The 21889-nt window shown below is 65.4% G+C and carries 20 protein-coding genes and 1 tRNA gene; 17 read left to right on the top strand and 4 right to left on the bottom strand.

Annotated elements, in window-relative coordinates:
• The first annotated feature begins 67 nt into the window (after positions 1 to 67).
• The 5 genes from trpB (at position 68) to glmM (ending at position 5220) form a co-directional block, all read left to right on the top strand.
• Complete coding sequence (gene trpB / locus ACEF39_RS14755) at positions 68 to 1285, top strand: tryptophan synthase subunit beta (protein WP_500285581.1); 1218 nt, start codon at positions 68 to 70, stop codon at positions 1283 to 1285.
• A complete protein-coding gene (locus ACEF39_RS14750; RefSeq protein WP_108264919.1) occupies positions 1282 to 1950 on the top strand; it encodes a hypothetical protein in 669 nt (222 codons plus the stop codon). The genes trpB and ACEF39_RS14750 overlap by 4 nt, the downstream gene beginning before the upstream one ends.
• Before the next feature lie 7 nt (positions 1951 to 1957).
• Positions 1958 to 2761, top strand: a complete 804-nt coding sequence (gene trpA, locus ACEF39_RS14745; protein ID WP_500288031.1) for a tryptophan synthase subunit alpha — start codon at positions 1958 to 1960, stop codon at positions 2759 to 2761.
• Positions 2762 to 2977: 216 nt separating this feature from the next.
• On the top strand, positions 2978 to 3856 hold the full coding sequence (gene accD, locus ACEF39_RS14740; protein ID WP_500285580.1) for an acetyl-CoA carboxylase, carboxyltransferase subunit beta: 879 nt from the start codon (positions 2978 to 2980) through the stop codon (positions 3854 to 3856).
• Positions 3856 to 5220: a phosphoglucosamine mutase gene (gene glmM / locus ACEF39_RS14735; RefSeq protein ID WP_099819049.1), complete on the top strand. Its 1365-nt coding sequence runs from the start codon at positions 3856 to 3858 to the stop codon at positions 5218 to 5220. The genes accD and glmM overlap by 1 nt, the downstream gene beginning before the upstream one ends.
• Before the next feature lie 72 nt (positions 5221 to 5292).
• On the opposite strand, the gene galE is transcribed toward glmM, so the two are convergent.
• The 4 genes from galE to ACEF39_RS14715 form a co-directional block, all read right to left on the bottom strand.
• Complete coding sequence (galE, locus tag ACEF39_RS14730; RefSeq protein ID WP_500285579.1) at positions 5293 to 6300, bottom strand: UDP-glucose 4-epimerase GalE; 1008 nt, start codon at positions 6298 to 6300, stop codon at positions 5293 to 5295.
• A 70-nt stretch (positions 6301 to 6370) separates the two neighbouring features.
• Positions 6371 to 7228, bottom strand: coding sequence for a polysaccharide deacetylase family protein (locus ACEF39_RS14725; RefSeq protein ID WP_100461033.1), 858 nt, complete (start codon positions 7226 to 7228; stop codon positions 6371 to 6373).
• Complete coding sequence (locus tag ACEF39_RS14720; protein WP_500285578.1) at positions 7221 to 8366, bottom strand: glycosyltransferase family 4 protein; 1146 nt, start codon at positions 8364 to 8366, stop codon at positions 7221 to 7223. The genes ACEF39_RS14725 and ACEF39_RS14720 overlap by 8 nt, the downstream gene beginning before the upstream one ends.
• Positions 8367 to 8385: 19 nt before the next feature.
• Positions 8386 to 10269 carry a DUF3413 domain-containing protein gene (locus ACEF39_RS14715; protein WP_500285577.1) on the bottom strand — a complete coding sequence of 628 codons (1884 nt, stop codon included), beginning with the start codon at positions 10267 to 10269 and terminating at the stop codon, positions 8386 to 8388.
• A 196-nt stretch (positions 10270 to 10465) separates the two neighbouring features.
• Between ACEF39_RS14715 and ACEF39_RS14710 the strand changes: the two genes are divergently transcribed.
• The 12 genes from ACEF39_RS14710 to nuoH all read left to right on the top strand — a co-directional run bounded on the left by ACEF39_RS14710 (position 10466) and on the right by nuoH (position 21888).
• Positions 10466 to 11401: an isopenicillin N synthase family dioxygenase gene (locus tag ACEF39_RS14710; protein ID WP_500285576.1), complete on the top strand. Its 936-nt coding sequence runs from the start codon at positions 10466 to 10468 to the stop codon at positions 11399 to 11401.
• 705 nt (positions 11402 to 12106) lie between these two features.
• On the top strand, positions 12107 to 12862 hold the full coding sequence (gene tpiA, locus ACEF39_RS14705) for a triose-phosphate isomerase (protein ID WP_500285575.1): 756 nt from the start codon (positions 12107 to 12109) through the stop codon (positions 12860 to 12862).
• A 50-nt stretch (positions 12863 to 12912) separates the two neighbouring features.
• Positions 12913 to 13350 (top strand): preprotein translocase subunit SecG, encoded by a 438-nt coding sequence (gene secG / locus ACEF39_RS14700; RefSeq protein ID WP_500285574.1) that lies wholly within the window; start codon positions 12913 to 12915, stop codon positions 13348 to 13350.
• A gap of 51 nt (positions 13351 to 13401) precedes the next feature.
• Positions 13402 to 13486 (top strand) — tRNA-Leu (locus ACEF39_RS14695).
• 112 nt (positions 13487 to 13598) lie between these two features.
• Positions 13599 to 13955 carry an NADH-quinone oxidoreductase subunit A gene (locus ACEF39_RS14690; protein WP_005414075.1) on the top strand — a complete coding sequence of 119 codons (357 nt, stop codon included), beginning with the start codon at positions 13599 to 13601 and terminating at the stop codon, positions 13953 to 13955.
• A complete protein-coding gene (locus ACEF39_RS14685) occupies positions 13946 to 14500 on the top strand; it encodes a NuoB/complex I 20 kDa subunit family protein (protein ID WP_089236302.1) in 555 nt (184 codons plus the stop codon). Before ACEF39_RS14690 ends, ACEF39_RS14685 begins: the two co-directional genes overlap by 10 nt.
• A 33-nt stretch (positions 14501 to 14533) precedes the next feature.
• Positions 14534 to 15280 (top strand): NADH-quinone oxidoreductase subunit C, encoded by a 747-nt coding sequence (locus tag ACEF39_RS14680; protein ID WP_500285573.1) that lies wholly within the window; start codon positions 14534 to 14536, stop codon positions 15278 to 15280.
• A complete protein-coding gene (locus ACEF39_RS14675; RefSeq protein WP_500285572.1) occupies positions 15277 to 16584 on the top strand; it encodes an NADH-quinone oxidoreductase subunit D in 1308 nt (435 codons plus the stop codon). The genes ACEF39_RS14680 and ACEF39_RS14675 overlap by 4 nt, the downstream gene beginning before the upstream one ends.
• Positions 16585 to 16681: 97 nt before the next feature.
• Positions 16682 to 17209, top strand: coding sequence for an NADH-quinone oxidoreductase subunit NuoE (nuoE, locus tag ACEF39_RS14670; RefSeq protein WP_025876204.1), 528 nt, complete (start codon positions 16682 to 16684; stop codon positions 17207 to 17209).
• A gap of 4 nt (positions 17210 to 17213) precedes the next feature.
• On the top strand, positions 17214 to 18554 hold the full coding sequence (gene nuoF, locus ACEF39_RS14665) for an NADH-quinone oxidoreductase subunit NuoF (RefSeq protein ID WP_500285571.1): 1341 nt from the start codon (positions 17214 to 17216) through the stop codon (positions 18552 to 18554).
• Positions 18551 to 20797 carry an NADH-quinone oxidoreductase subunit NuoG gene (gene nuoG / locus ACEF39_RS14660; RefSeq protein WP_500285570.1) on the top strand — a complete coding sequence of 749 codons (2247 nt, stop codon included), beginning with the start codon at positions 18551 to 18553 and terminating at the stop codon, positions 20795 to 20797. Before nuoF ends, nuoG begins: the two co-directional genes overlap by 4 nt.
• A complete protein-coding gene (gene nuoH / locus ACEF39_RS14655) occupies positions 20794 to 21888 on the top strand; it encodes an NADH-quinone oxidoreductase subunit NuoH (protein ID WP_500285569.1) in 1095 nt (364 codons plus the stop codon). Before nuoG ends, nuoH begins: the two co-directional genes overlap by 4 nt.
• Position 21889: the final 1 nt, after the last annotated feature.

Here is a 21889-nt window from a genome sequence, read left to right as displayed (position 1 = left end):
AATATCCATTTTCCGGACACAATCCGTGCGCTAGAGTATCCACCTGTCTGAACGACCGGTTGTCTCCATGTCTGCCTCTCCCATTGCCGATTTCCACGTATTCCCTGACGCCCAGGGCCACTTCGGTCGTTACGGCGGCAGCTTCGTCGCCGAAACCCTGGTCGGCCCGTTGCAGGAACTGGCCCAGGCCTATGACCAGGCGCGTCAGGACCCGGCGTTCCAGCTGGCCTATGACCGCGACCTGGCCCATTACGTCGGCCGGCCGAGCCCGATCTACCACGCTGAACGATTGAGTGACCACGTCGGTGGCGCGCAGATCCTGCTCAAGCGCGAGGACCTGAACCACACCGGCGCGCACAAGATCAACAACACCATCGGCCAGGCGCTGCTGGCCGCGCGGATGGGCAAGAAGCGCATCATCGCCGAGACCGGCGCCGGCCAGCATGGCGTTGCCAGTGCCACGGTCGCCGCGCGGCTGGGCCTGGAGTGCGTGGTGTACATGGGGGCCACCGACATCGAGCGGCAGAAGATCAACGTCTACCGCATGAAGCTGCTCGGTGCGACGGTGGTGCCGGTCACCTCCGGCTCGGCCACCCTGAAGGACGCCCTCAACGAGGCAATGCGCGACTGGGTCACCAACGTGCAGGACACCTTCTACATCATCGGCACGGTCGCTGGCCCGGACCCGTACCCGCGCATGGTGCGCGACTTCAACGCCATCGTCGGCCGCGAGGCGCGCGAGCAGATGCTCGCCGAGTACGGTCGCCTGCCCGATGCGATCACCGCCTGCGTCGGCGGCGGCAGCAATGCCATCGGCTTGTTCCATGCCTTCCTCAACGACCGCGAGGTCGAGATTGTCGGCGCTGAAGCGGCCGGCGATGGCATCCACACCGGACGCCACGCAGCCTCCATCGCCGCCGGCCGTCCGGGCGTGCTGCACGGCAACCGCACCTATGTGCTGTGCGACGACGATGGCCAGATCATCGAGACCCATTCGGTATCGGCCGGCCTGGATTACCCGGGCGTCGGCCCCGAGCACGCGTTCCTGGCCGACAGCGGCCGCGCACGTTACGTCGGCATCACCGACGAAGAGGCGCTGCAGGCCTTCCATCTGCTGGCCCACACCGAGGGCATCCTGCCGGCGCTGGAGTCCAGCCACGCACTGGCGCAGGCGATGAAGCTTGCGCGCGGGCGCCCGCGCGACCAGATCGTGCTGTGCAACCTCTCCGGTCGCGGCGACAAGGACGTGCATACCATCGCTGCGCGCGAAGGCCTGGTGCTGTGAGCGCGCTGCTGCGGAACAGCGGGATGCTTCTGCTGGTGCTGGGCCTGGCCGCGTGCCAGCCGCCTGAACCGCCGGTGCTTGCGCCGGCTGCCAAAGCCACTACGCAGCCGGCGCAGCAGCCGGCTGCCAATGATGATCTTGACCCGATGGCGCGCACGCCGATCGTCGATCCGCCGTCCGCGGAAGGCACGAGCAACGGTGACGCACCGGCAGTGGCCTCGGTGGCGCTGGACCACGCCGGCGACGTGTTGGTTGGCCAGCACATGAGCGACGTCAAGCACCTGGGCTCGTGGGAGTCGCAGGGCGCGATCGAGACCTGCGAGTACTTCACGGGCAAGGGGCTGCCGCCGGGCGTTTCGATGATGGTTGACGATGGACGCATCGTCCGCTTCGACCTGGATCAGGATGAGGATGCCGAAACACCAGTCGCCCAGCCTGGCCCGTACGGCCTGCGCATCGGCATGACCCGCGCACAGGCGCTGGCGCAGTTCCCCGGCGCGCCGGTTTCCGAGCCGCATGCCTATCTGGACGACCAGGGGGAATACCTCACCTGGCAGGACCCGGGTTCCGACCTGGGCATCCGCCTGGAACTGTTTGAAGGGAAGGTTACCCAGATGTACTGGGGAACCAGTGAAGCGATTGAACTGATTGAAGGGTGTGCCTGAAATGTCCGTGTCCCGACTCGATGCCTGTTTCCTGCGCCTGCGCCAGCAGCAGCGCAAGGCCCTGATCCCCTTCATCACCGCCGGTGACCCTTCGCTGGAAGCCACGGTGCCGGTCATGCACGCGCTGGTCGAGGCTGGTGCCGATGTGATCGAACTGGGCGTGCCGTTCTCCGACCCGATGGCCGACGGCCCGACCATCCAGCGCAGCTCCGAGCGCGCGCTGGCCCGCGGCGCAGGTACCCGCTATGTGTTGCAGGCGGTTGCGCAGTTCCGCGAACGCGATGCGCAGACGCCCGTGGTGCTGATGGGCTATCTCAACCCGGTGGAAATCCACGGTTACGTGGCGTTCGCCAATGCGGCGGTGGCCGCTGGCGTGGACGGCGTGCTGCTGGTCGACCTGCCACCGGAAGAGGCCGGTGAAGCCCAGCAGGCCTTCGACGCTGCAGGCCTGGCGCTGGTTCTGCTGGCATCGCCGACCACCAGCGAGGCACGCGCAGACAAGCTGCTGGCGCTGGCCCGCGGCTATCTGTACTACGTCAGTTTTGCCGGTGTCACCGGCGCCTCCGAACGGCTGGACAGCGACGCGGCCAGCGCACGTCTGCAAGCGCTGCGGGGCAAGGCCAGCGTGCCGGTGGTGGCCGGCTTCGGCATCAAGGATGCAGCCAGTGCGGCGGCCATGGCCCGCCAGGCCGACGGCGTGGTGGTTGGCAGTGCGCTGGTGGCGGTGCTGGCCGAAGCGGCCTCGGTCGAGGACGCAGCGCAGCGCGCCGCTGCGTTCCTGGCTCCGCTGCGGCAGGCGCTCGACGCGTAACGGTAGTGCCGGCCGCTGGCCGGCATCCTCCGTACCCGCCCGCTTGCAAGCGCTGCCGGCCAGCGGCCGGCACTACCCAGCACCTAAACGTACGTCCCAGCATGGTTTTTTCCGCCGGGGCCAAGGCCGGGCAGGGGGTGCACGGGCAGGGAAAGCGGAGCTAGACTGTCCGCCTTTGCGGCCCCCGGGCCGCCCTGAACGGAAGTGTCCTCCCGCATGAGTTGGCTCAGCAAGTTGATGCCGTCTGGCATCCGCACCGACAATACCCCCAGCAAGAAGCGCAGCGTCCCCGAGGGCCTGTGGGAAAAGTGCAGCAACTGCGGCAGTGCGTTGTACCGTCCGGAGCTGGAAGAGAATCTGGAGGTCTGCCCGAAGTGCGGCCACCATATGGCCATCCGTGCGCGTGCGCGCCTGGCTGCGCTGTTCGACGCCGACAGCACCACCGAGATCGCTGCCCGCCTGGGGCCGACCGACCTGCTGAAGTTCAAGGACCAGAAGAAGTACAGCGAGCGCATCAAGATCGCGCAGAAGAACACCGGTGAGTACGACGCGCTGATTGCCATGCGCGGCCTGCTCAAGGGCCGTCCTCTGGTGGCCTCGTCCTTCGATTTCGCCTTCATGGGCGGCTCGATGGGTTCAGTGGTCGGTGAGCGCTTCGCTCTTGCCGCCGAGACCGCCGCCGAGATCGGCGCACCGTACGTGTGCTTCTCCGCCAGCGGTGGCGCGCGCATGCAGGAAGGCCTGTTCTCGCTGATGCAGATGGCCAAGACTTCGGCCGCGCTGGGCAAATTGCGTGAAGCCGGACAGCCGTACATTTCGGTGCTGACCCACCCGACCACCGGTGGTGTATCGGCGTCGTTCGCGATGCTGGGCGACATCAACATCGCTGAACCGCGCGCACTGATCGGCTTCGCCGGCCCGCGCGTGATCGAACAGACCGTGCGCGAGAAGCTGCCGGAAGGGTTCCAGCGTTCGGAGTTCCTGCTCGAGCACGGTGCCATCGACCAGATCTGCGACCGTCGTGAACTGCGCGACCGCCTGGCCGATCTGCTGGCGATGCTGCGGCGCGAGCCGCCGGCACCGGAGGAGGTTTGATGGGGAGCCGCAAGTACTTCGGTACCGACGGCATCCGCGGCCGAGTCGGCCAAGGGCCGATCTCGGCTGATTTCGTGCTGCGCCTGGGCAACGCCCTGGGCCGCGTGCTGGTCGCCCAGCGTGGCCAGGATGGACGCCGTCCGATCGTGGTGATCGGCAAGGACACGCGGATCTCCGGCTACATGTTCGAAGCGGCGCTGGAAGCCGGGTTGGTCGCTGCCGGCGCTGACGTGCAGCTGCTCGGCCCGATGCCGACCCCGGCCGTTGCCTTCCTGACCCGTACCCTCGGCGTGGATGCGGGCATCGTCATCAGTGCGTCGCACAATCCGCACTACGACAACGGCATCAAGTTCTTCTCCGCCCAGGGCGAGAAGCTCGACGATGCCACCGAGCTGGCGCTGGAAGCTGCACTGGACGTGCCGTTCACCACGGCCGTTTCGGAGAAGCTCGGCAAGGCCTCGCGTGCACGCGAGGCTGTCGGCCGCTACATCGAGTTCTGCAAGTCCAGCGTGCCGCGCGCGTTCGATCTTCGCGGCGTGCGCCTGGTGCTCGACTGCGCGCATGGCGCCACCTACCAGATTGCGCCGCTGCTGTTCCGCGAACTGGGTGCGGAGGTCATCGGCATCGGTGCCGAACCCAACGGCGTCAACATCAACGACGGCGTCGGTTCGACCCACATCGACAACCTGGCTGCCAAGGTGCGTGAGACCCGCGCCGACCTGGGCATCGCCTTCGATGGTGATGGTGACCGGGTGCTGATGGCCGATGACCGCGGCAACCCGGTCGACGGCGATGACCTGGTGTACATCCTTGCGCGCGCGTGGCAGGCCGAGGGTCGCCTGCGCGGCCCGGTGGTCGGCACCCTGATGAGCAACTTTGGTCTGGAAAAGGCGCTGGCCGAACTGCAGATTCCGTTCCAGCGCAGCAACGTCGGCGACCGCTACGTACATCAGGCACTGGTGGAGGGAGGCGGCGTGCTCGGTGGCGAAGCGTCCGGCCATCTGCTGTGCCTGGACCGCGCCACCACCGGCGACGGCATCGTCAGTGCCCTGCAGGTACTGGTGGCGCTGAAGCAGCAGGGAAAGAGCCTGCGCGAAGCGCTGCAGCCGTTGTCCAAGGTGCCGCAGAAGACGGTCAACGTGCGCCTCGGCGATGTCTCGGCCAAGGCCACCGTGCAGGCCGAGAGCGTGCAGGCTGCGCTGACCGAAGCGCAGCAGGCGGTATCCGGCCGTGGACGTGCCTTCCTGCGTCCTTCCGGCACCGAACCGGTGGTGCGGGTCACGGTCGAGGCCGATGACGCGACGCTGATGCAGGACACCCTGGACCGGCTTTCGGCGGCGGTCAGGACAGCGGCTGCGGCCTGAACCCTGTCGCTGGATCGAACCAACAACATGGCCGCCTGTGCGGCCATGTTGCTGTCTGGCGCAGGCAAGTCGTCAGGCGCTGCGAGTCATCTCCGTCTGCCATTTCCAGGTGTCGCGGCACATGTCCGCCAGGCCATGGCGCGCGGTCCAGCCCAGCTCGCGCAGGGCGAGGGACGGGTCGGCAAAACTCACCGCGATGTCGCCGCTGCGGCGACCAGTGATGCGGAAGGGAATCGGCCGGCCGACGGTCTGCTCGAAGGCCTTGATCAGTTCCAACACGCTGTGGCCCTGTCCGGTGCCCAGGTTCAGGGTGATGCTGCGGCGCTTGTCGCGCAGGTACTGCAGCGCCAGCACATGGGCCCGCGCCACATCTTCCACATGGATGTAGTCGCGTACGCCGGTACCGTCGCAGGTCGGGTAGTCATCGCCGAACACCTGCACTTCGGGCAGCAGGCCGGCGGCCACCTGGGCGATGTAGGGCATCAGGTTGCTGGGCGTTCCGTGCGGCAGCTCGCCGATCAGGGCGCTTGAATGCGCCCCCACCGGATTGAAGTAGCGCAGCGTCGCCACATGCAGCGTTGCATCGGCGCCGACCAGATCGGACAGCAGCTGCTCCACCACCAGCTTCGAACGGCCATAGGGCGTCATCGCGCAGGTCGCGGCCGTCTCGGCCACCGGGCAATGGTCCTGGTCGCCGTACACCGTTGCCGACGAGCTGAACACGAATATGCCTACACCGGCATCGCGCATGGCGCCGAGCAGGGCAAGGGTGCCGCTGATGTTGTTGTCGAAGTAGTCCAGCGGCATCTGCCGCGATTCACCAACCGATTTCAGCGCGGCAAAATGCAGTACCGCATCGATCGAATGTTCGCGCAGCAGGGCCGCGATCCGCGCACGGTCGCGCACGTCGACCTGTACGAACGGCGGCGTGATGCCGGTGATGTCGCCGATCCGGCCGATCACCCCGGCGTCGCTGTTGCAGAGCGAATCGACAATGACCACCGCATGGCCCTGCTGCTGCAGTTCCACGCACGTGTGGGAGCCGATGAATCCCGCACCGCCGGTAACCAGAACGTTCATTTCCTGTAGTCCTTCCACTCTGTTGGAGCTTCCTTGCCGAAGCTGTGTCAGTCCAGTGCTGGCAGCGCCGTCACGGCCCCGGCACCATCTTCTTCTGCCGCGCCTTGAAGCCATTGAACAGTGGGGCGATCAGCGGGTTGTAACTCCACGCGATGCGCTTGCGCAGCCAGCTTGCCGGCCGGTTGCGGATGGCGAAGCGGTAGATGCGCTCGGGATCGCCGCCGACCACGTTGCGTCCGAACGGATGGGTGGTATGCAGGTAGCGGAACCCCTGCTCACGTGCCACTTCGATGTAGTCCTGGTCGAAATCACCGTACGGCCAGCACAGCGTGTCCGACACTTCGCCCAGCTTCTCCAGCAGCACTTCCCTGGCCTTCGACAGGTCGCCACTGATGCCGGCACGGCGCTGGGCGCGGTCCAGGTCCTGGCGGCGCAGCCAGCGCGTGTGGGTGTGGGTATGGCAATGGATCTCGAAGGTGCCGGCCTCAATGGCCGCACGTGCTTCGCTCCACCGCATCATCACTTCGTCGCTGCGGTCCTGCTTGTAGATCAGGTCTTCGCAGGCGCGATGTTCGGGCGTTTCCGGCAGCGTGGCACCGGTGATGCCGGCATGCGGGCGCATCGGGCCCTCGTGCATCCAGCCGGTCACCACGAACACCACCGCATGCATGCCGTACTTCTGCAGGATCGGATGGGCGTAGACCCAGTTGTCCAGGTAGCCATCATCGAAGGTGATCACGATCGACTTGCGCGGCACCGGCTTGCCGGCCAGGAAACCGGCGTACTGGTCCAGCGTCAACGAAGTCCAGCCGGTGCGCGCCAGCCAGGCGATCTGGCTTTCGAAATTTTCCGGCGACACCGTGATCATGCCGGGCGAGTTGCTGACATGATGATGCATCAGCACCGGTACGGTTCTGGCATTAGCCATGACCCAGCTCCTTCATCCATTGGTGGTAGTAGTGTTCGGTGGCTTCAGCGTGGCCTTCGGGGCTGAAACGCTTTGCGCTGCAGATCCACTCCCAGCCGGAACGACCCATCTGCCGGCGGCGTTCGGGATCGTCCACCAGCAGCCGCAGCGCGCCGGTCAGGGCAGCGCCGTCGCCAAGTCGGGTGAGGATGGCATTGCTGCCTTCCACCAGCATTTCAGGCACGCCGCCGACCCGGTGTGACACGATCGGCAGGCCCGCCTGTGCCGCTTCCAGGAACACCGTGCCCGATGCTTCCTTGTGTGTGGCCAGAGCGAAGATGTCGAAGCCTGGCATCAGCTGGCTGGCATCGCTGCGGAAGCCCAGCAGATGGACCTGGCGCTGCAGCTCGTGTTCGGCGCAGGTGGCCTGCAGGCGCTGCGTCACGGCCTGGCCATCGCCGACTACCACCAGATGCAGGCGGGGGTTGGCCTTGCACAGCGGCACCATGGCCTGCAGCAGTTCGGCGTGGCCCTTGGGTTCGCGCAGCACGGCCACGCAGCCCACCACGATGTCCTGTTCGTCGAATCCGAGCTCGGCGCGCACGCGTGCACGCGTCTCCTGCAGCGCCTGCCAGGACGGCTCCTGCGCGGCGCCGATGCCAGTTGGAGAAACCGCCATCGGCGGCACGATGCCGATGTGGTCGGCGGGAATCCCGCTGTCCGCCAGCAGTTGCTTGACGAAGTTGCTTACCGTGATGACCCGGTGGGGCAGGCCGGTGTAGGTCAGCAGCGAATTCACCGGGCTCATCAGGTGGCGCGAGCGCACCACCAGCGGCGTGCGGCCCAGACGTGCACCCGCAGCGGCGATCAGTGCATCGCGACGGCTGGTGGTGTTGACCACGTCGTAGCGCTCGCGGCGGACCAGCCGTGATACCGACCAGATGCCGCGCAGCAGCCGGGCCATGCCGCCCATGCGCAGCGTATGGACAGTGAAGCCATCGTCGCGCGCGCGGGTGGCCAGGCGCGCGTCCGGCTGGCACAGCAGGGCGACATCATGGCCGCGCGCGCGCATCACCTGCATGTGGCGGAAAATGTAGATCTCCTGCCCACCCATGCCTTTGGCGGCTTCGGTATGCAGGATGCGCAGCGGGCGGTTCATGGTGGATCAGTCCTTGGATTCAGCGGTTGCGGAAGCGCGTCAGCGCTTCCCATGCCGCGCGGATGCTGGCAGCGTCAGGGGTCTGTTGCGGCAGGGGGCGGTAGCGCGCATCGAGCGCGGTAGCGTTGCCGAACTTGTCGAACACGTAGATCGCCTCGCCATTGCGCACCGCGCGCTGCGACCAGCTTTCCACCACCAGCGCACGCTTGCCGGTCGGTGCAGCCAGCAGGTCATGGCCGGTGCTGTAGTCGGTCAATGCGTTCTCGCAGCCCAGCCCGTGGCGCATCAGCGTCGGCACCCAGTCTTCATGCGAACTGATCCGCGCGTCGCGGCCGCCACCCTGGCCGGGCCAATGCAGCACGAAGGGCACCTGCAACTGGTAGTTGGAGAAGTTGCCGTTGTGGCCCCAGTAGTTGAGCTTGAGGTCGTTGAATTCCTCGGCGTGGTCACCGGTCACCAGCACGATCGTGTCCTGGTCCAGCCCCTGTGCACGCAGATCCTCCAGCAGCGATCCGATCAGGCTGTCGGCGTAATGCACTGCGGTGTGATAACGGTTCAACTCCGGCGTTGGATCGTGCTCGGGGCCGAACTTGAGAAAATCGATGGCATCGGCCATCGGCGTGGCGAGCGGCGGATAGCCGGCCGGCATGTGGTAGGGCGCGTGGGTGGAATCGAGGAACACGAAACCGAACCACGGGCGCTGCGCAGCCTGGCTGGCGCGGATGTCCTTCTGCAGTCCAGCGACGATGGCGGTATCACGGCCGTCGGAAGTCAGTTCGGACGGACCCTGGTGCAGCTGCTCGCGGACATCGGCGAACGCCGTGCGATCGAACTCCGGGCTGTACAGCGGTGCGCTGCCATACAGATGCAGGTCATAGCCCTGCTGCCCCAGTACCTTGAACAACTGCGAGCCGCGCTGCTCGTCGAGCATGCTGGGCCAGTAGCCGCCCGGCAGGCCGTACAGCAGCCCGAACAGGCCATAGCGGGTGGCGTTGCCGGTGCTGAAATGATGCTCGTACACCCGCGAGGACCGGGCCAGTGCCGATGTGTTGGGCATGAACTGCGGGGTAAGCACGTCATGGCGCAACGATTCCAGTACCACCATCAAGACGTTCGGCCGCTGGTGACTCTGGCAACGCAGGGGCTGCAATGGATAGTTGAGCTGGGCATGGCGCGGATCAGGCAGTCCGGCCTGGTGCTGGCTGACCACGCCGAAGCGGCGCATCGCGCTCTTGGCCGTGATCGGTTGCGCCCATGGCAGGTAATTCCACTGGCTGATCACAGCGCGTTCGCCGAGCGCGTCGTAGTAGGCAGTGGCGACCTGGCCGCCGCCCATCAGCAGGGCAATCACCGCCCAGGCCTGCAGTACCCGCCGCCGCCGCGGTGCTGCGGGCAGCAGCTTCCAGCACCCCCAGGCCAGCAGGCCCTGCGCGGCAAAGATCGCCGACACCATGGCAGCCGCCTGCAGCCAGGTCTTCCAGGACAGGCTCACCTGGTCCTGCAGGGCGCCGCCGAACACCATGTTGGCAACCATTGCGTTCAGGTGAAAGCGATACAGCGCGAACACCTTGGCATCCACCAGCAGCAGGCACAGCCACAGGCCCTGACAGATCACCGCCGACACACTCAATGCGCGCGCGCTGCGCGGCCACAGGCCGATGGCCAGCGGCGGCAGGCCGGCCAGTGCGCCGAACGCGAGCAGATGGCCGGGCAGGGCAATCGCCAGATAGGCCAGGCCGAGTGTCCCGCCGGGGTTGTCGCGCAGCGGTACGTTGCCCAGCGCGATGAGCGCGGCAAGCACCGCGTTGGCCGCGATGAACAGGGACCACCAGGCCAGCCTGCGCCAGCGTCGGGCGGGGCCGTGAAGAGCGGCGGCGGTGGCGTCGGGCAGGGCGGCGTCCATGGAGAAGGCGGGTTGGGATGGGTAACGGGTGGCGTTTCCCGGCGTGACGAAGTCGTTAAATCGCGCGCGGGTGGCGCATTGTATCGGTTTGTTTCAGTGTGTCGGTGGCGTGTCCTGATCTATCTGTCACAATGTTCAGATCGGCTGCCAGCACCCGGGCGGCCCGTACCGACTCAACGACTAGCCAGGAACCGCTGTGAGCCAGATCCCCACCCTCGACATCACCCGTTTCGACAGTGACCGCGACGCCTTCGTGGCTGAACTGGGTGCGGCGTATCGCCAATGGGGGTTTGCCGGCATCCGCAACCACGGCATCCCGCAGGCCGACATCGATGCGGCCTACGACGTCTTCAAGGCCTTCTTCGCACTGCCGGATGAGACCAAGCGCAAGTATCACGTGGCTGGCAGCGGCGGCGCCCGTGGCTATACCCCGTTCGGCGTGGAGACCGCCAAGGGCTCCAAGCACTTCGATCTGAAGGAGTTCTGGCACATCGGCCGCGAGATCGCTGACGACTCCAAGTACCGGGACGTGATGGCGCCGAACCTGTGGCCGTCCGAGGTCGAGGGCTTCCGTGAGCGCGGTTACGGCCTGTACCAGGCGTTGGACAACCTGGGTTCGCGCGTGCTTTCGGCCCTGGCCCTGCACATCGGCCTGCCGGAGCACTTCTTCGCCGACAAGACCAATTTCGGCAATTCGATCCTGCGCCCGATCCATTACCCGCCGATCACCACCGACGACATCCCGAACGTGCGTGCCGGTGCGCATGGCGACATCAACTTCATCACGCTGCTGGTTGGTGCCAGCGCGGCAGGCCTGGAAGTACAGTCGCATGATGGGGACTGGGTGCCGTTCACCTCGGACGCTGACACCATCGTGGTCAACATCGGCGACATGCTGCAGCGCCTGACCAACCATGTGTATCCGTCGACCATCCACCGGGTGGTCAATCCCCCGGGCGAGCTGGCCCGCCAGCCGCGCTATTCGGTGCCGTTCTTCCTGCACCCGAACCCGGACTTCCTGATCGACGTGCTGCCCTCGTGCATCAGCGAGGAGAACCCGAGCCGGTACCCGGAACCGATCACCGCGCACGGCTTCCTTGAAGAGCGCCTGCGCGAGATCAAGCTGAAGTAATGAGAAGGCCGCCGAAAGGCGGCCTTCTCATTACGGGCAGCGCCGGGCCATGCCCGGCGAGCGCAGCGGAGGGTGTTCAGCAGGGGGTGCACCCTGCACCCGCACAGGCCAAAGCAAAAGCCAAAGCGGCTCTGGGTTTCTGTGGGGTGGGCGGGGCGGTGTGGGCTGGCAGGACACGCCGTAAACCCATCCCTGGGGGCTCGATGGCGCCATCCATGGCGCCAACGGTCCTGCCAGCCCACACCGCCCCACCCCCGACAATTTCCCGCGGCTGTTGGTAGGTGTCGACCTTGGTCGACACGATCTATCCACGCCATGCGTGGATGGGATCTGTCAGATCTCGAAGCAGGGGAGGGGGTGAAGCTCTGCTTTCGCTTTGCTTTTGCTCTTCTTTTTCTTTCCGTGGCGGGCGGAACCGCCGCAATGTGTCATGAGCCGGGCGGGTGGGGCTGCGCAGGGGCGTGAGCCGCATGGATGCGGCGCCCGAGCTTACAGGGACGTACTTGCAGCGCCCCCGGCGCAGTCCCACCCGTCCGGCCAACCCACGAACCCAGCCGGAGCTTTCCGCGCCCCCCCCCCCAAAAAAAAACCCGCCACGAGGGGCTGCGCCGTTCGCTGAAAACCCATGTAACCGCTTACAAAGAAACGGTTTTTTGCCGCAGCAGGTATCATGGGCGGCTGAGTTCACACAGGAGCCACCCGCTCATGCGCCGCAAGATCGTCGCTGGAAACTGGAAGCTGCACGGCAGCCGTCAATTCGCCACCGAGCTGCTGGGGCAGGTCGCTGCCGGGCTGCCCAAGAGCGGGGTGGAGGTGGTGATCCTGCCGCCGATGCCCTACCTGGGTGAGCTGGTCGAAGACTTCGGCGGGACCGGCCTGGCCTTTGGGGCGCAGGACGTCAGCAGTAATGAGAAGGGCGCCTACACCGGCGAAGTGTGTGCAGCCATGCTGCACGAGGTCGGTGCCCGCTATGGCCTGGTCGGCCACTCCGAGCGCCGTCAGTACCACAACGAAAGCAGTGAGCTGGTCGCACGCAAGTTCGCTGCTGCCCTGCACGCCGGCCTGGTGCCGGTGCTGTGCGTCGGTGAAACCCTTGAGCAGCGCGAGGCCGGGCAGACCGAGTCGGTCATCGCCAGCCAGCTGGCCCCGGTGCTGGAGCTTGTCGGGGCGGAGGGCTTTGCCAATGCCGTGGTCGCGTACGAGCCGGTCTGGGCGATCGGCACCGGCCGTACCGCAACCAAGGAGCAGGCGCAGCAGGTGCACGCGTTCATTCGTGGCGAAGTCGCGCGCATCGATGCTAGAATTGCTGATTCACTGCCCATTGTTTACGGCGGTAGCGTGAAGCCCGACAATGCCGGGGAACTGTTCGCGCAGCCGGATGTCGATGGTGGGCTGGTTGGTGGTGCCTCCCTGGTGGCCGCCGACTTCCTGGCCATCGCAGAGGCGGCGGCAAACAATTAGTTACGGTTGCCGGCTAGCCGCCGGCACTCTAGTCCGAGGGCGGATTTCCAATGCTGATGTTGATCCTCAATGTCGTCTACGTGCTGGTTGCCGTAGCCATGGTCGCGCTGATCCTGATGCAGCGTGGCTCGGGTGCGGCGGCAGGTTCGGGCTTTGGCGCTGGCGCCTCGGGGACCGTGTTCGGTGCGCGTGGCGCGTCCAACTTCCTGTCCAAGTCGACCAAGTGGCTGGCCGTGGTGTTCTTCGGCATCAGCCTCTTCATGGCCTGGTATGCCGGCCATGGCAACCGCCCGGCCGCCGAGCAGGATCTGGGTCTGATGTCTGCCCCGGCGGCCAGTGCTCCGGCCGCTCCGGCGGGCGAATTGCCGGCTGTTCCGAAGGCCGATGCGGTCCCGGTCGCCCCGGTTCCGGCCGCAACTGTGCCGGCTCAGGCGGAATCTTCGGTTTCTGGTGAAGAAAAGCCTTCGGAAGGCTCCCAGAAAGACTGAAGCCGGTTACAATACGCGGCGCATCGGGAAGATAGTCTGATGTGATCGTTTGCCCAGGTGGCGGAATTGGTAGACGCACTACCTTGAGGTGGTAGCGACTTAGGTCGTAGGGGTTCGAGTCCCCTCTTGGGCACCATTTAGTAAGTAAAGCGGGTTCGTCTGGCGCGCAAGGCGCCAGGTAGATTCCCGTCCACTCCCCCATGCCAAAGCGCCTGCAGGCGCAGCGGCAGAGGCAAGAGAGAATCGCTGTGCTGGCCGAATATTTGCCGTCTCTGCTGTTTCTGATCGTTGCCACCGGTATCGGCATTACGCTGATGCTGGTTGGTCGATTCCTCGGTCCCCGCCGCCCCGATCTGGAAAAGCTGTCGCCGTACGAGTGCGGCTTCGAAGCCTTCGAAGACGCACGTATGAAGTTCGACGTGCGCTACTACCTGATCGCGATCCAGTTCATCGTCTTCGACCTGGAAATCATCTTCATCGTGCCGTGGACGCAGGTCTTCATGGAGCTTGGCGCGCGTTCGCTCGTCACCATGGGTCTGTTCGTCGGCATGCTGTTCCTCGGTTTCATTTATGTCTGGAAGAAGGGAGCGCTGGAATGGGAGTGATTCAGACTCTCGATGGCCTGATGACCAATCCTGTCCCGGAAGGGCGGGTTGATGACATCCTGCGGCCGGAAGGCGACAACCCCCTGTTGGAAAAGGGCTTTGTCACCACCAGCGTCGATGCCTTGCTGAACTGGGCGCGCACCGGCTCGATGTGGCCCATGACCTTCGGTCTGGCCTGCTGTGCGGTCGAAATGATGCACGCAGGTGCGGCGCGCCTGGATCTTGACCGTTACGGTGTGGTGTTCCGCCCGTCGCCGCGTCAGTCCGACGTGATGATCGTCGCCGGCACCCTGGTCAACAAGATGGCCCCGGCGCTGCGCAAGGTCTATGACCAGATGCCCGACCCCAAGTGGGTGATCTCCATGGGCAGCTGCGCCAACGGCGGTGGTTACTACCACTATTCCTATTCTGTGGTGCGCGGCTGTGATCGCGTGGTGCCGGTGGACATCTATGTCCCGGGCTGCCCGCCGACCGCCGAGGCGCTGGTGTACGGGATCCTGCAGCTGCAGAAGAAGATCTGGCGTACACAGACCATCGCCCGCTGACCCCTTCACCTGACAAGAGCGCGCCAAGCCCCCATGGCAGAGCAAGCATCCTTCATCGACCGACTCTCCGCACGTTTCGCAGGTGCGAAGGTCATCGTGGTCGAACCCCGCGGCGAAGTGACGCTGGAAGTGCCTGCCGCTGAGTGGCACGCCACCGCTCTCGCGCTGCGTGACGAGTTTGGTTTCGAACAGGCCGTGGACCTCTGCGGCGTCGATTACCTCGGTTATGGCTCCGATGAGTGGGACACCGCCGACGTGTCCTCGCAGGGCTTCAGCCGCGGTGTCGAAGGCAAGGCCCAGGGCCGATTTGCCTGGGGCGAATTCCCCAGCGAAGAGAGCGCCGACGGCGCCCGCCCGCAGCACATGCCGACCCAGCGCTTTGCCGTGGTCGCACAGCTGCGTTCGTACCGGCACAATCTGATGTTGCACCTGCGCTGCTTCGCGCCTGACGAAGCGCTGCCGGTGGTGTCCTCGCTGACCAGCATCTGGCCGGGCCTGAACTGGTTCGAGCGCGAAGCGTTCGACCTGTATGGCGTGATCTTCGAGGGTCACCCGGACCTGCGCCGGATCCTGACCGACTACGGTTTCGTCGGCCATCCGTTCCGCAAGGACTTCCCGCTGATCGGCAACGTCGAAGTCCGCTACGACGAAGAAAAGAAGCGCGTCATCTACGAACCGGTCACCTCGGTGGAGCCGCGTGTCGGCGTGCCGCGCGTGATCCGCGACGACGCCCGCCTGCAGACCGCTGCCGGCGAGCGTTCGCAGGAGGCAGTGAAGTGAGTCACGTACACCAGGCCGGCGAAGCACTCGCCAGCAATGCTGCCGAAAGCCGGCAGGAAATCCGCAACTACACCATGAACTTCGGCCCGCAGCATCCGGCCGCGCATGGTGTGCTGCGCCTGATCCTGGAGATGGACGGCGAGACCATCATGCGTGCCGACCCGCACGTGGGTCTGCTGCATCGGGGCACCGAGAAGCTGGCCGAGTCCAAGCCCTTCAACCAGTCGATCGGCTATATGGATCGCCTGGATTACGTGTCGATGATGTGCAACGAGCACGCCTACGTGCGCTCGATCGAGACCCTGATGGGCATCGAAGCGCCGGAGCGCGCGCAGTACATCCGCACGATGTTCGACGAGATCACCCGCATCCTGAACCACCTGATGTGGCTGGGTTCCAACGCACTCGACCTGGGTGCGATGGCAGTGATGCTGTACGCCTTCCGCGAGCGCGAAGAGCTGATGGACTGCTACGAAGCGGTCTCCGGCGCGCGCATGCACGCGGCGTACTACCGTCCGGGCGGCGTTTACCGCGATCTGCCGGACCACATGCCGAAGTACAAGGAATCGCGCTGGCACAAGGGCAAGGCCCTGAAGAACCTCAACGCCTCGCGCGAAGGTTCGCTGCTGGACTTCCTGGAAAACTTCACCAATGAATTCCCGGGCCGTGTCGACGAATACGAGACCCTGCTGACCGACAACCGTATCTGGAAGCAGCGTACCGTTGGCATCGGCGTGGTCACGCCGGAGCAGGCCCACCAGTGGGGCATGACCGGCGTGATGCTGCGTGGTTCTGGCGTCGCATGGGATCTGCGCAAGAAGCGTCCGTACGCCAAGTACGATGCCGTCGATTTCGATATCCCGCTGGGCAAGGAAGGCGATTGCTACGATCGCTACCTGTGCCGCGTGGCCGAAATGCGCGAGTCCAACCGCATCATCAAGCAATGCGTGGCGTGGCTGAAGGCCAACCCCGGCCCGGTCATGGTCAAGAACTTCAAGGTCGCGCCGCCAAGCCGCGAGGACATGAAGGACGACATGGAAGCGCTGATCCATCACTTCAAGCTGTTCAGTGAAGGCTATTGCGTGCCGGCCGGCGAGACCTACGCCGCGGTTGAAGCGCCCAAGGGCGAATTCGGCTGCTACCTGGTTTCCGACGGCGCCAACAAGCCGTTCCGCGTACACCTCCGTGCGCCGGGCTTCGCCCACCTGTCCTCGATCGATTCGATCGTGCGCGGCCACATGCTGGCCGACGTGGTGGCGATGATCGGTACCTACGATCTGGTGTTCGGCGAGGTTGACCGGTAATGCCGTCCGCCACGCCAACGCCCGCTGCAGGCAGCCGGCGCAAGCCGGCGCCGCAGTTTCTGCAATTTCACGTTATGCATTTCGCTGAGGTCGGCCGATGAAGGCGACAGGTAATTTCGAGGCGGCGCGCGACGTCGACCCGATGGTGGTGTTGAGCGACAAAACCCGCGCTCACATCGATCACTGGCTGTCCAAGTTCCCGCCGGACCGCAAGCGCTCTGCCGTGCTGCAGGGTCTGCATGCTGCCCAGGAGCAGAACCAGGGCTGGCTGACCGACGAGCTGATCGCCGGCGTGGCCAAGTACCTGGACCTGCCGCCGGTGTGGGCCTACGAGGTTGCCAGCTTCTACTCGATGTTCGAGACCGAGAAGGTGGGCCGCAACAACGTGGCCATCTGCACGAACATCAGCTGCTGGCTCAATGGCGCCGAAGACATCGTGCGCCATTGCGAGAAGAAGCTGGGCATCAAGAACGGTCAGTCGACCGCTGACGGCCGCGTCTACCTCAAGCGCGAGGAAGAGTGCCTGGCCGGCTGCGCGGGTGCACCGATGATGGTCATCAATGGTCACTACCATGAGCGTCTGACCCTGGAAAAGGTCGACGAGCTTCTGGACGGGCTGGAGTAAGGGCATGGCACATCACCACGAATCCAAGGGTCCGGTCGGCCCCGCGCCGCTGCCGCACCAGGTGGTCTACACCACCCTGCATTACGACACCCCGTGGTCGTACGAAAGCTATCTGAAGACCGGTGGCTATGCCGCCCTGCGCAAGATCCTCGAAGAGAAGATCCCGCCGGAGCAGGTCATCGAGATGGTCAAGGCCTCGGGCCTGCGCGGCCGCGGCGGCGCCGGTTTCCCGACCGGCCTGAAGTGGTCCTTCATGCCCAAGGGCAACGTGCAGAAGTACATCCTCTGCAACTCGGATGAATCCGAGCCGGGCACCTGCAAGGATCGCGACATCCTGCGTTACAACCCGCATTCGGTGATCGAAGGCATGGCGATCGCCTGCTACGCCACCGGTTCGACCGTGGGTTACAACTACCTGCGCGGTGAGTTCCATCATGAGCCGTTCGAGCACTTCGAACAGGCCCTGGCCGATGCCTATGCAAACGGCTGGCTGGGCAAGAACGTGATGGGCACCGGCGTGGATATCGATATCTACGGCGCTCTCGGCGCCGGCGCCTACATCTGCGGCGAAGAAACCGCGCTGATGGAATCGCTGGAAGGCAAGAAGGGCCAGCCGCGCTACAAGCCGCCGTTCCCGGCCAACTTCGGCCTGTACGGCAAGCCGTCGACGATCAACAACACCGAAACCTATGGTTCGGTGCCGGCGATCATCCGCAATGGTCCCGAGTGGTTCAAGGGCCTGAGCCTGACCGCCAATGGCGGCCCGAAGTGCTTCTCGGTGTCCGGCTGCGTGCAGAAGGGCGGCAATTTCGAAGTGCCGCTCGGTACCACCTTCGACGACCTGCTGGAAATGGCTGGCGGCCTCAAGCCGGGCCGCAAGCTCAAGGGCGCGATCCCGGGCGGCGTGTCCATGCCGGTGCTGACCGCGGCCGAGCTGAAGGGCCTGCCGATGGACTACGACACCATCCGTGCGCTGGGCTCCGGCCTGGGTTCCGGCGCGGTCGTGGTGCTGGATGACAGCGTCTGCTGCGTCAAGTTCGCTTGCCGCATCAGCCAGTTCTTCCACAAGGAATCCTGTGGTCAGTGCACCCCGTGCCGCGAAGGTACCGGCTGGATGCACCGCGTGCTGGAGCGCATCGTTGCCGGCAAGGCCACGATGGAAGACCTGCACCAGTTGAAGACCGTGGCCGGTCAGATCGAAGGTCACACCATCTGTGCGTTCGGCGAAGCGGCGGCGTGGCCCATCCAGGGCTTCCTGCGCCAGTTCTGGGACGAATTCGAGTACTACATCGTCAACGGTCATTCGATGGTTGACGGCAAGAAGGTGGAGGCAGCCGCTGCATGAGCGCGCAACCCAATAATCCTGGAGTGATCCCCAGCGTGCCACCGGACCACGTCACCATCGAGATCGATGGCCGGTCGCTGGTCGTGCCCAAGGGTTCGATGATCATCCAGGCCGCCGACAAGGCGGGTATTTCGATTCCGCGCTTCTGCTACCACGAGAAGCTGCCGATCGCTGCCAACTGCCGCATGTGCCTGGTCGACGTGGAAAAGTCGCCGAAGCCGGCGCCGGCCTGTGCCACGCCGGTGATGGATGGCATGAAGGTCGCCACCCGCAGTGAAAAGGCGCTGAAGTTCCAGCGCTCGGTGATGGAGTTCCTGCTGATCAACCACCCGCTGGATTGCCCGATCTGCGATCAGGGCGGCGAGTGCGAACTGCAGGACGTGTCGCTGGGTTACGGCCGTTCGGTCAGCCGCTTCAACGAGCGCAAGCGCGTGGTGGCCGACGAGGACATGGGGCCGCTGGTCGCCACCGAGATGACCCGCTGCATCCAGTGCACCCGCTGCGTCCGCTTCACCGCCGACGTCGCCGGTACCTACGAACTGGGTGGCATGTACCGCGGCGAAAACCTGCAGATCGGCACCTACGACGGCAAGCCGCTGACCACCGAGCTTTCGGGCAATGTGGTCGACGTGTGCCCGGTCGGCGCGCTGACCAACAAGGTGTTCCAGTTCCGCGCCCGTCCGTGGGAACTGACCGCGCGCGAATCGCTGGGCTACCACGACGCGATGGGCTCGAACCTGTTCCTGCACGTGCGTCGCGGCGAAGTGCTGCGTACCGTGCCGCGCGACAACGAGTCGGTCAACGAGTGCTGGCTGTCCGATCGTGACCGTTATTCGCACCAGGGCCTGTACAGCGAAGACCGTGCGGTCAAGCCGCTGCGCAAGGTCAATGGTGAGTGGAAGGAAGTGAGCTGGGCTGAAGGCCTGGCCGCGGCCGCCGAGATCCTCAAGGCCAACCAGGGCGACAACCTGGGCGTGCTGGTGCACCCGTCGACGTCGAACGAAGAGGGTGCACTGCTGGCCCGTCTGGCCACGGGCCTGGGTTCGGCCAACATCGACCACCGCATCAACAACCGCGACTTCTCCGACGCCGCCACCGCCGAAGTGTTCGGCCTGCCGCTGGCCGAGATCGAAGGCGCCGACCGCATCGTCGTTCTGGGCAGCAACATCCGCCACGAACTGCCGCTGCTGCACGCCCGGCTGCGCAAGGCGCAGACGACCAACGGCGCGAAGATCCACGTCGTCAACCCGGTCGACTTCGACTTCGCGTTCAGCGTTGCCGGCAAGCAGATCGTGGCGCCGTCGAAGTTCGCCGATGCGCTGGCCAACACCGAGCTGCGTTCGGCGGTGCAGGGCGGTACCAACACCGTGCTGATCGTCGGTGGCATCGCCGAGAACCATCCGCAGGCTGCCGCGATCCGCGCCGCTGCGCGTGATTTCGCCGCCGCCACCGGTGCCAAGCTGTGCCGTATCCCGCAGGGTGCCAACGCGATCGGCCTGACCCGCGCCGGCGTGCTGCCGGCCGGCAAGGATGTCGCCGCGATGCTGGCCGATCCGCGCAGGGCCTACGTGGTCTACGGCCTGGAACCGGGCCTGGACTTCGCCGACGCTCCGGCCGCGCGCAAGGCGCTGCTCGGCGCGCAGGTGGTGGCCTTCAGCCAGTTCGCCTGCGCCTCGACCCGCGACGTTGCCGACGTGATCCTGCCGATCGGTGCGCTGCCGGAAATCGATGCCACCCTGACCAACCTCGATGGTCGCGAGCAGTCGGCTCGTGCCGGCGGCAAGCTGCCGGGCGAGGCGCGTGAAGGCTGGCGCGTGCTGCGTGCGCTCGGCGGTGAGCTGGCCGTGGCCGGCTTCGAGTTCATCGATCTGGCCGGCCTGCGCGCCAGCCTGGTACCGGTGACCGTGCAGGTGTCCGCGTCGGCACAGCCGGTGCTGGCGGGCGAGGGCATGGAAGTGGCCTCGACCGCTGCGATCTACCGCACCGATGCGGTGGTCCGTCGCGCCCCGGCGCTGCAGTCGCATCCGCTCAACAACGCCCCGCGCATCGTGCTCAACGCTGACGATGCCGCCCGCCTGCAGCTGCAGGAAGGGCAGATGGCCAAGGTCGGCACCGATGCCGGCAAGGCCACCCTGCCGGTGGTGGTCGATGCCCGCGTCGCTGCGGGTTCGGTCTGGATCGAATCGGGCCACGGCGCAACCGCGCCGCTGGGTGCCGCACGTGTTTCGGTGGTGGCTGCATGAACGAATTGCTGATTAACGCGGTCGATCCGCTGCACCAGTGGCTGCTTGGCCTCGGTGACATCGGCGCGCTGATCTGGATCATCCTGAAGATCCTGGTGATCACCGTTCCGGTGATCGTCTCGGTGGCCTTCTACGTGGTCTGGGAACGCAAGCTGATCGGCTGGATGCACGTCCGCCACGGCCCGATGTATGTGGGCATGGGCATCTTCCAGGCCTTCGCCGACGTCTTCAAGCTGCTGTTCAAGGAAGTCCTGCAGCCCAGCAGCGCCAACAAGGCGATCTTCCTGCTGGCGCCGCTGATCACCCTGGCCCCGGCCTTTGCGGCCTGGTCGGTGGTGCCGTTCGACAACCAGGTTGTGCTGTCCAACGCCAACGCCGGTCTGCTGTACCTGCTGGCGATGACCTCGTTGGGCATCTACGGCGTGATCCTGGCTGGTTGGGCCTCCAACTCGAAGTACGCGTTCCTTGGCGCCATGCGCGCCTCGGCACAGATGATCAGCTACGAAATCGCGATGGGCTTTGCCCTGGTCGGCGTGATGATCGCTTCGGGCAGCCTCAACCTCAGCAACATCGTGGCGGCCCAGGCCGGCAGCTCCGGCTTCTTCGACTGGTTCCTGATCCCGCTGTTCCCGTTGTTCATCGTGTACTGGGTGTCCGGCGTTGCCGAAACCAACCGCGCGCCGTTCGACGTGGTGGAAGGCGAGTCGGAAATCGTCGCTGGCCACATGGTCGAGTACTCTGGCGGTGCGTTCGCCCTGTTCTTCCTGGCCGAATACGCGAACATGATCCTGATCAGCTTCCTGATCTCGATCTTCTTCCTCGGCGGCTGGCTGAGCCCGATTCAGGGCTGGGTCAACCCGGGCGAGATCTCGCCGTTCATCGACTGGATCTGGAAGGGCGGCTGGCCGTGGCTGTTCGTCAAGGTCTTCTTCTTCGCCAGTGCCTACATCTGGTTCCGTGCAAGCTTCCCGCGCTTCCGCTATGACCAGATCATGCGCCTGGGCTGGAAGGTCTTCATCCCGCTGACCATTTTCTGGATCGCGGTTACCGCCGTCATGGTGTTCTTCGGCGTGATTCAAAAGGGCGTCTAAG

This window comes from Stenotrophomonas indicatrix, from assembly GCA_041545745.1.
Taxonomy (GTDB): Bacteria; Pseudomonadota; Gammaproteobacteria; order Xanthomonadales; family Xanthomonadaceae; genus Stenotrophomonas; species Stenotrophomonas indicatrix_A.
The sequence above is the reverse complement of the archived record's forward strand: the minus strand, read 5'-3'. Positions and strand labels throughout refer to the sequence as shown.

Coding starts and splice junctions, on each gene's coding strand:
- trpB (WP_500285581.1), top strand. CDS start 68: ATGTCTGCCTCTCCCATTGCCGATTTCCACGTATTCCCTGACGCCCAG.
- accD (WP_500285580.1), top strand. CDS start 2,978: ATGAGTTGGCTCAGCAAGTTGATGCCGTCTGGCATCCGCACCGACAAT.
- glmM (WP_099819049.1), top strand. CDS start 3,856: ATGGGGAGCCGCAAGTACTTCGGTACCGACGGCATCCGCGGCCGAGTC.
- galE (WP_500285579.1), bottom strand. CDS start 6,300: ATGAACGTTCTGGTTACCGGCGGTGCGGGATTCATCGGCTCCCACACG.
- ACEF39_RS14725 (WP_100461033.1), bottom strand. CDS start 7,228: ATGGCTAATGCCAGAACCGTACCGGTGCTGATGCATCATCATGTCAGC.
- ACEF39_RS14720 (WP_500285578.1), bottom strand. CDS start 8,366: ATGAACCGCCCGCTGCGCATCCTGCATACCGAAGCCGCCAAAGGCATG.
- ACEF39_RS14715 (WP_500285577.1), bottom strand. CDS start 10,269: ATGGACGCCGCCCTGCCCGACGCCACCGCCGCCGCTCTTCACGGCCCC.
- tpiA (WP_500285575.1), top strand. CDS start 12,107: ATGCGCCGCAAGATCGTCGCTGGAAACTGGAAGCTGCACGGCAGCCGT.
- secG (WP_500285574.1), top strand. CDS start 12,913: ATGCTGATGTTGATCCTCAATGTCGTCTACGTGCTGGTTGCCGTAGCC.
- ACEF39_RS14685 (WP_089236302.1), top strand. CDS start 13,946: ATGGGAGTGATTCAGACTCTCGATGGCCTGATGACCAATCCTGTCCCG.
- ACEF39_RS14680 (WP_500285573.1), top strand. CDS start 14,534: ATGGCAGAGCAAGCATCCTTCATCGACCGACTCTCCGCACGTTTCGCA.
- nuoE (WP_025876204.1), top strand. CDS start 16,682: ATGAAGGCGACAGGTAATTTCGAGGCGGCGCGCGACGTCGACCCGATG.
- nuoF (WP_500285571.1), top strand. CDS start 17,214: ATGGCACATCACCACGAATCCAAGGGTCCGGTCGGCCCCGCGCCGCTG.
- nuoG (WP_500285570.1), top strand. CDS start 18,551: ATGAGCGCGCAACCCAATAATCCTGGAGTGATCCCCAGCGTGCCACCG.
- nuoH (WP_500285569.1), top strand. CDS start 20,794: ATGAACGAATTGCTGATTAACGCGGTCGATCCGCTGCACCAGTGGCTG.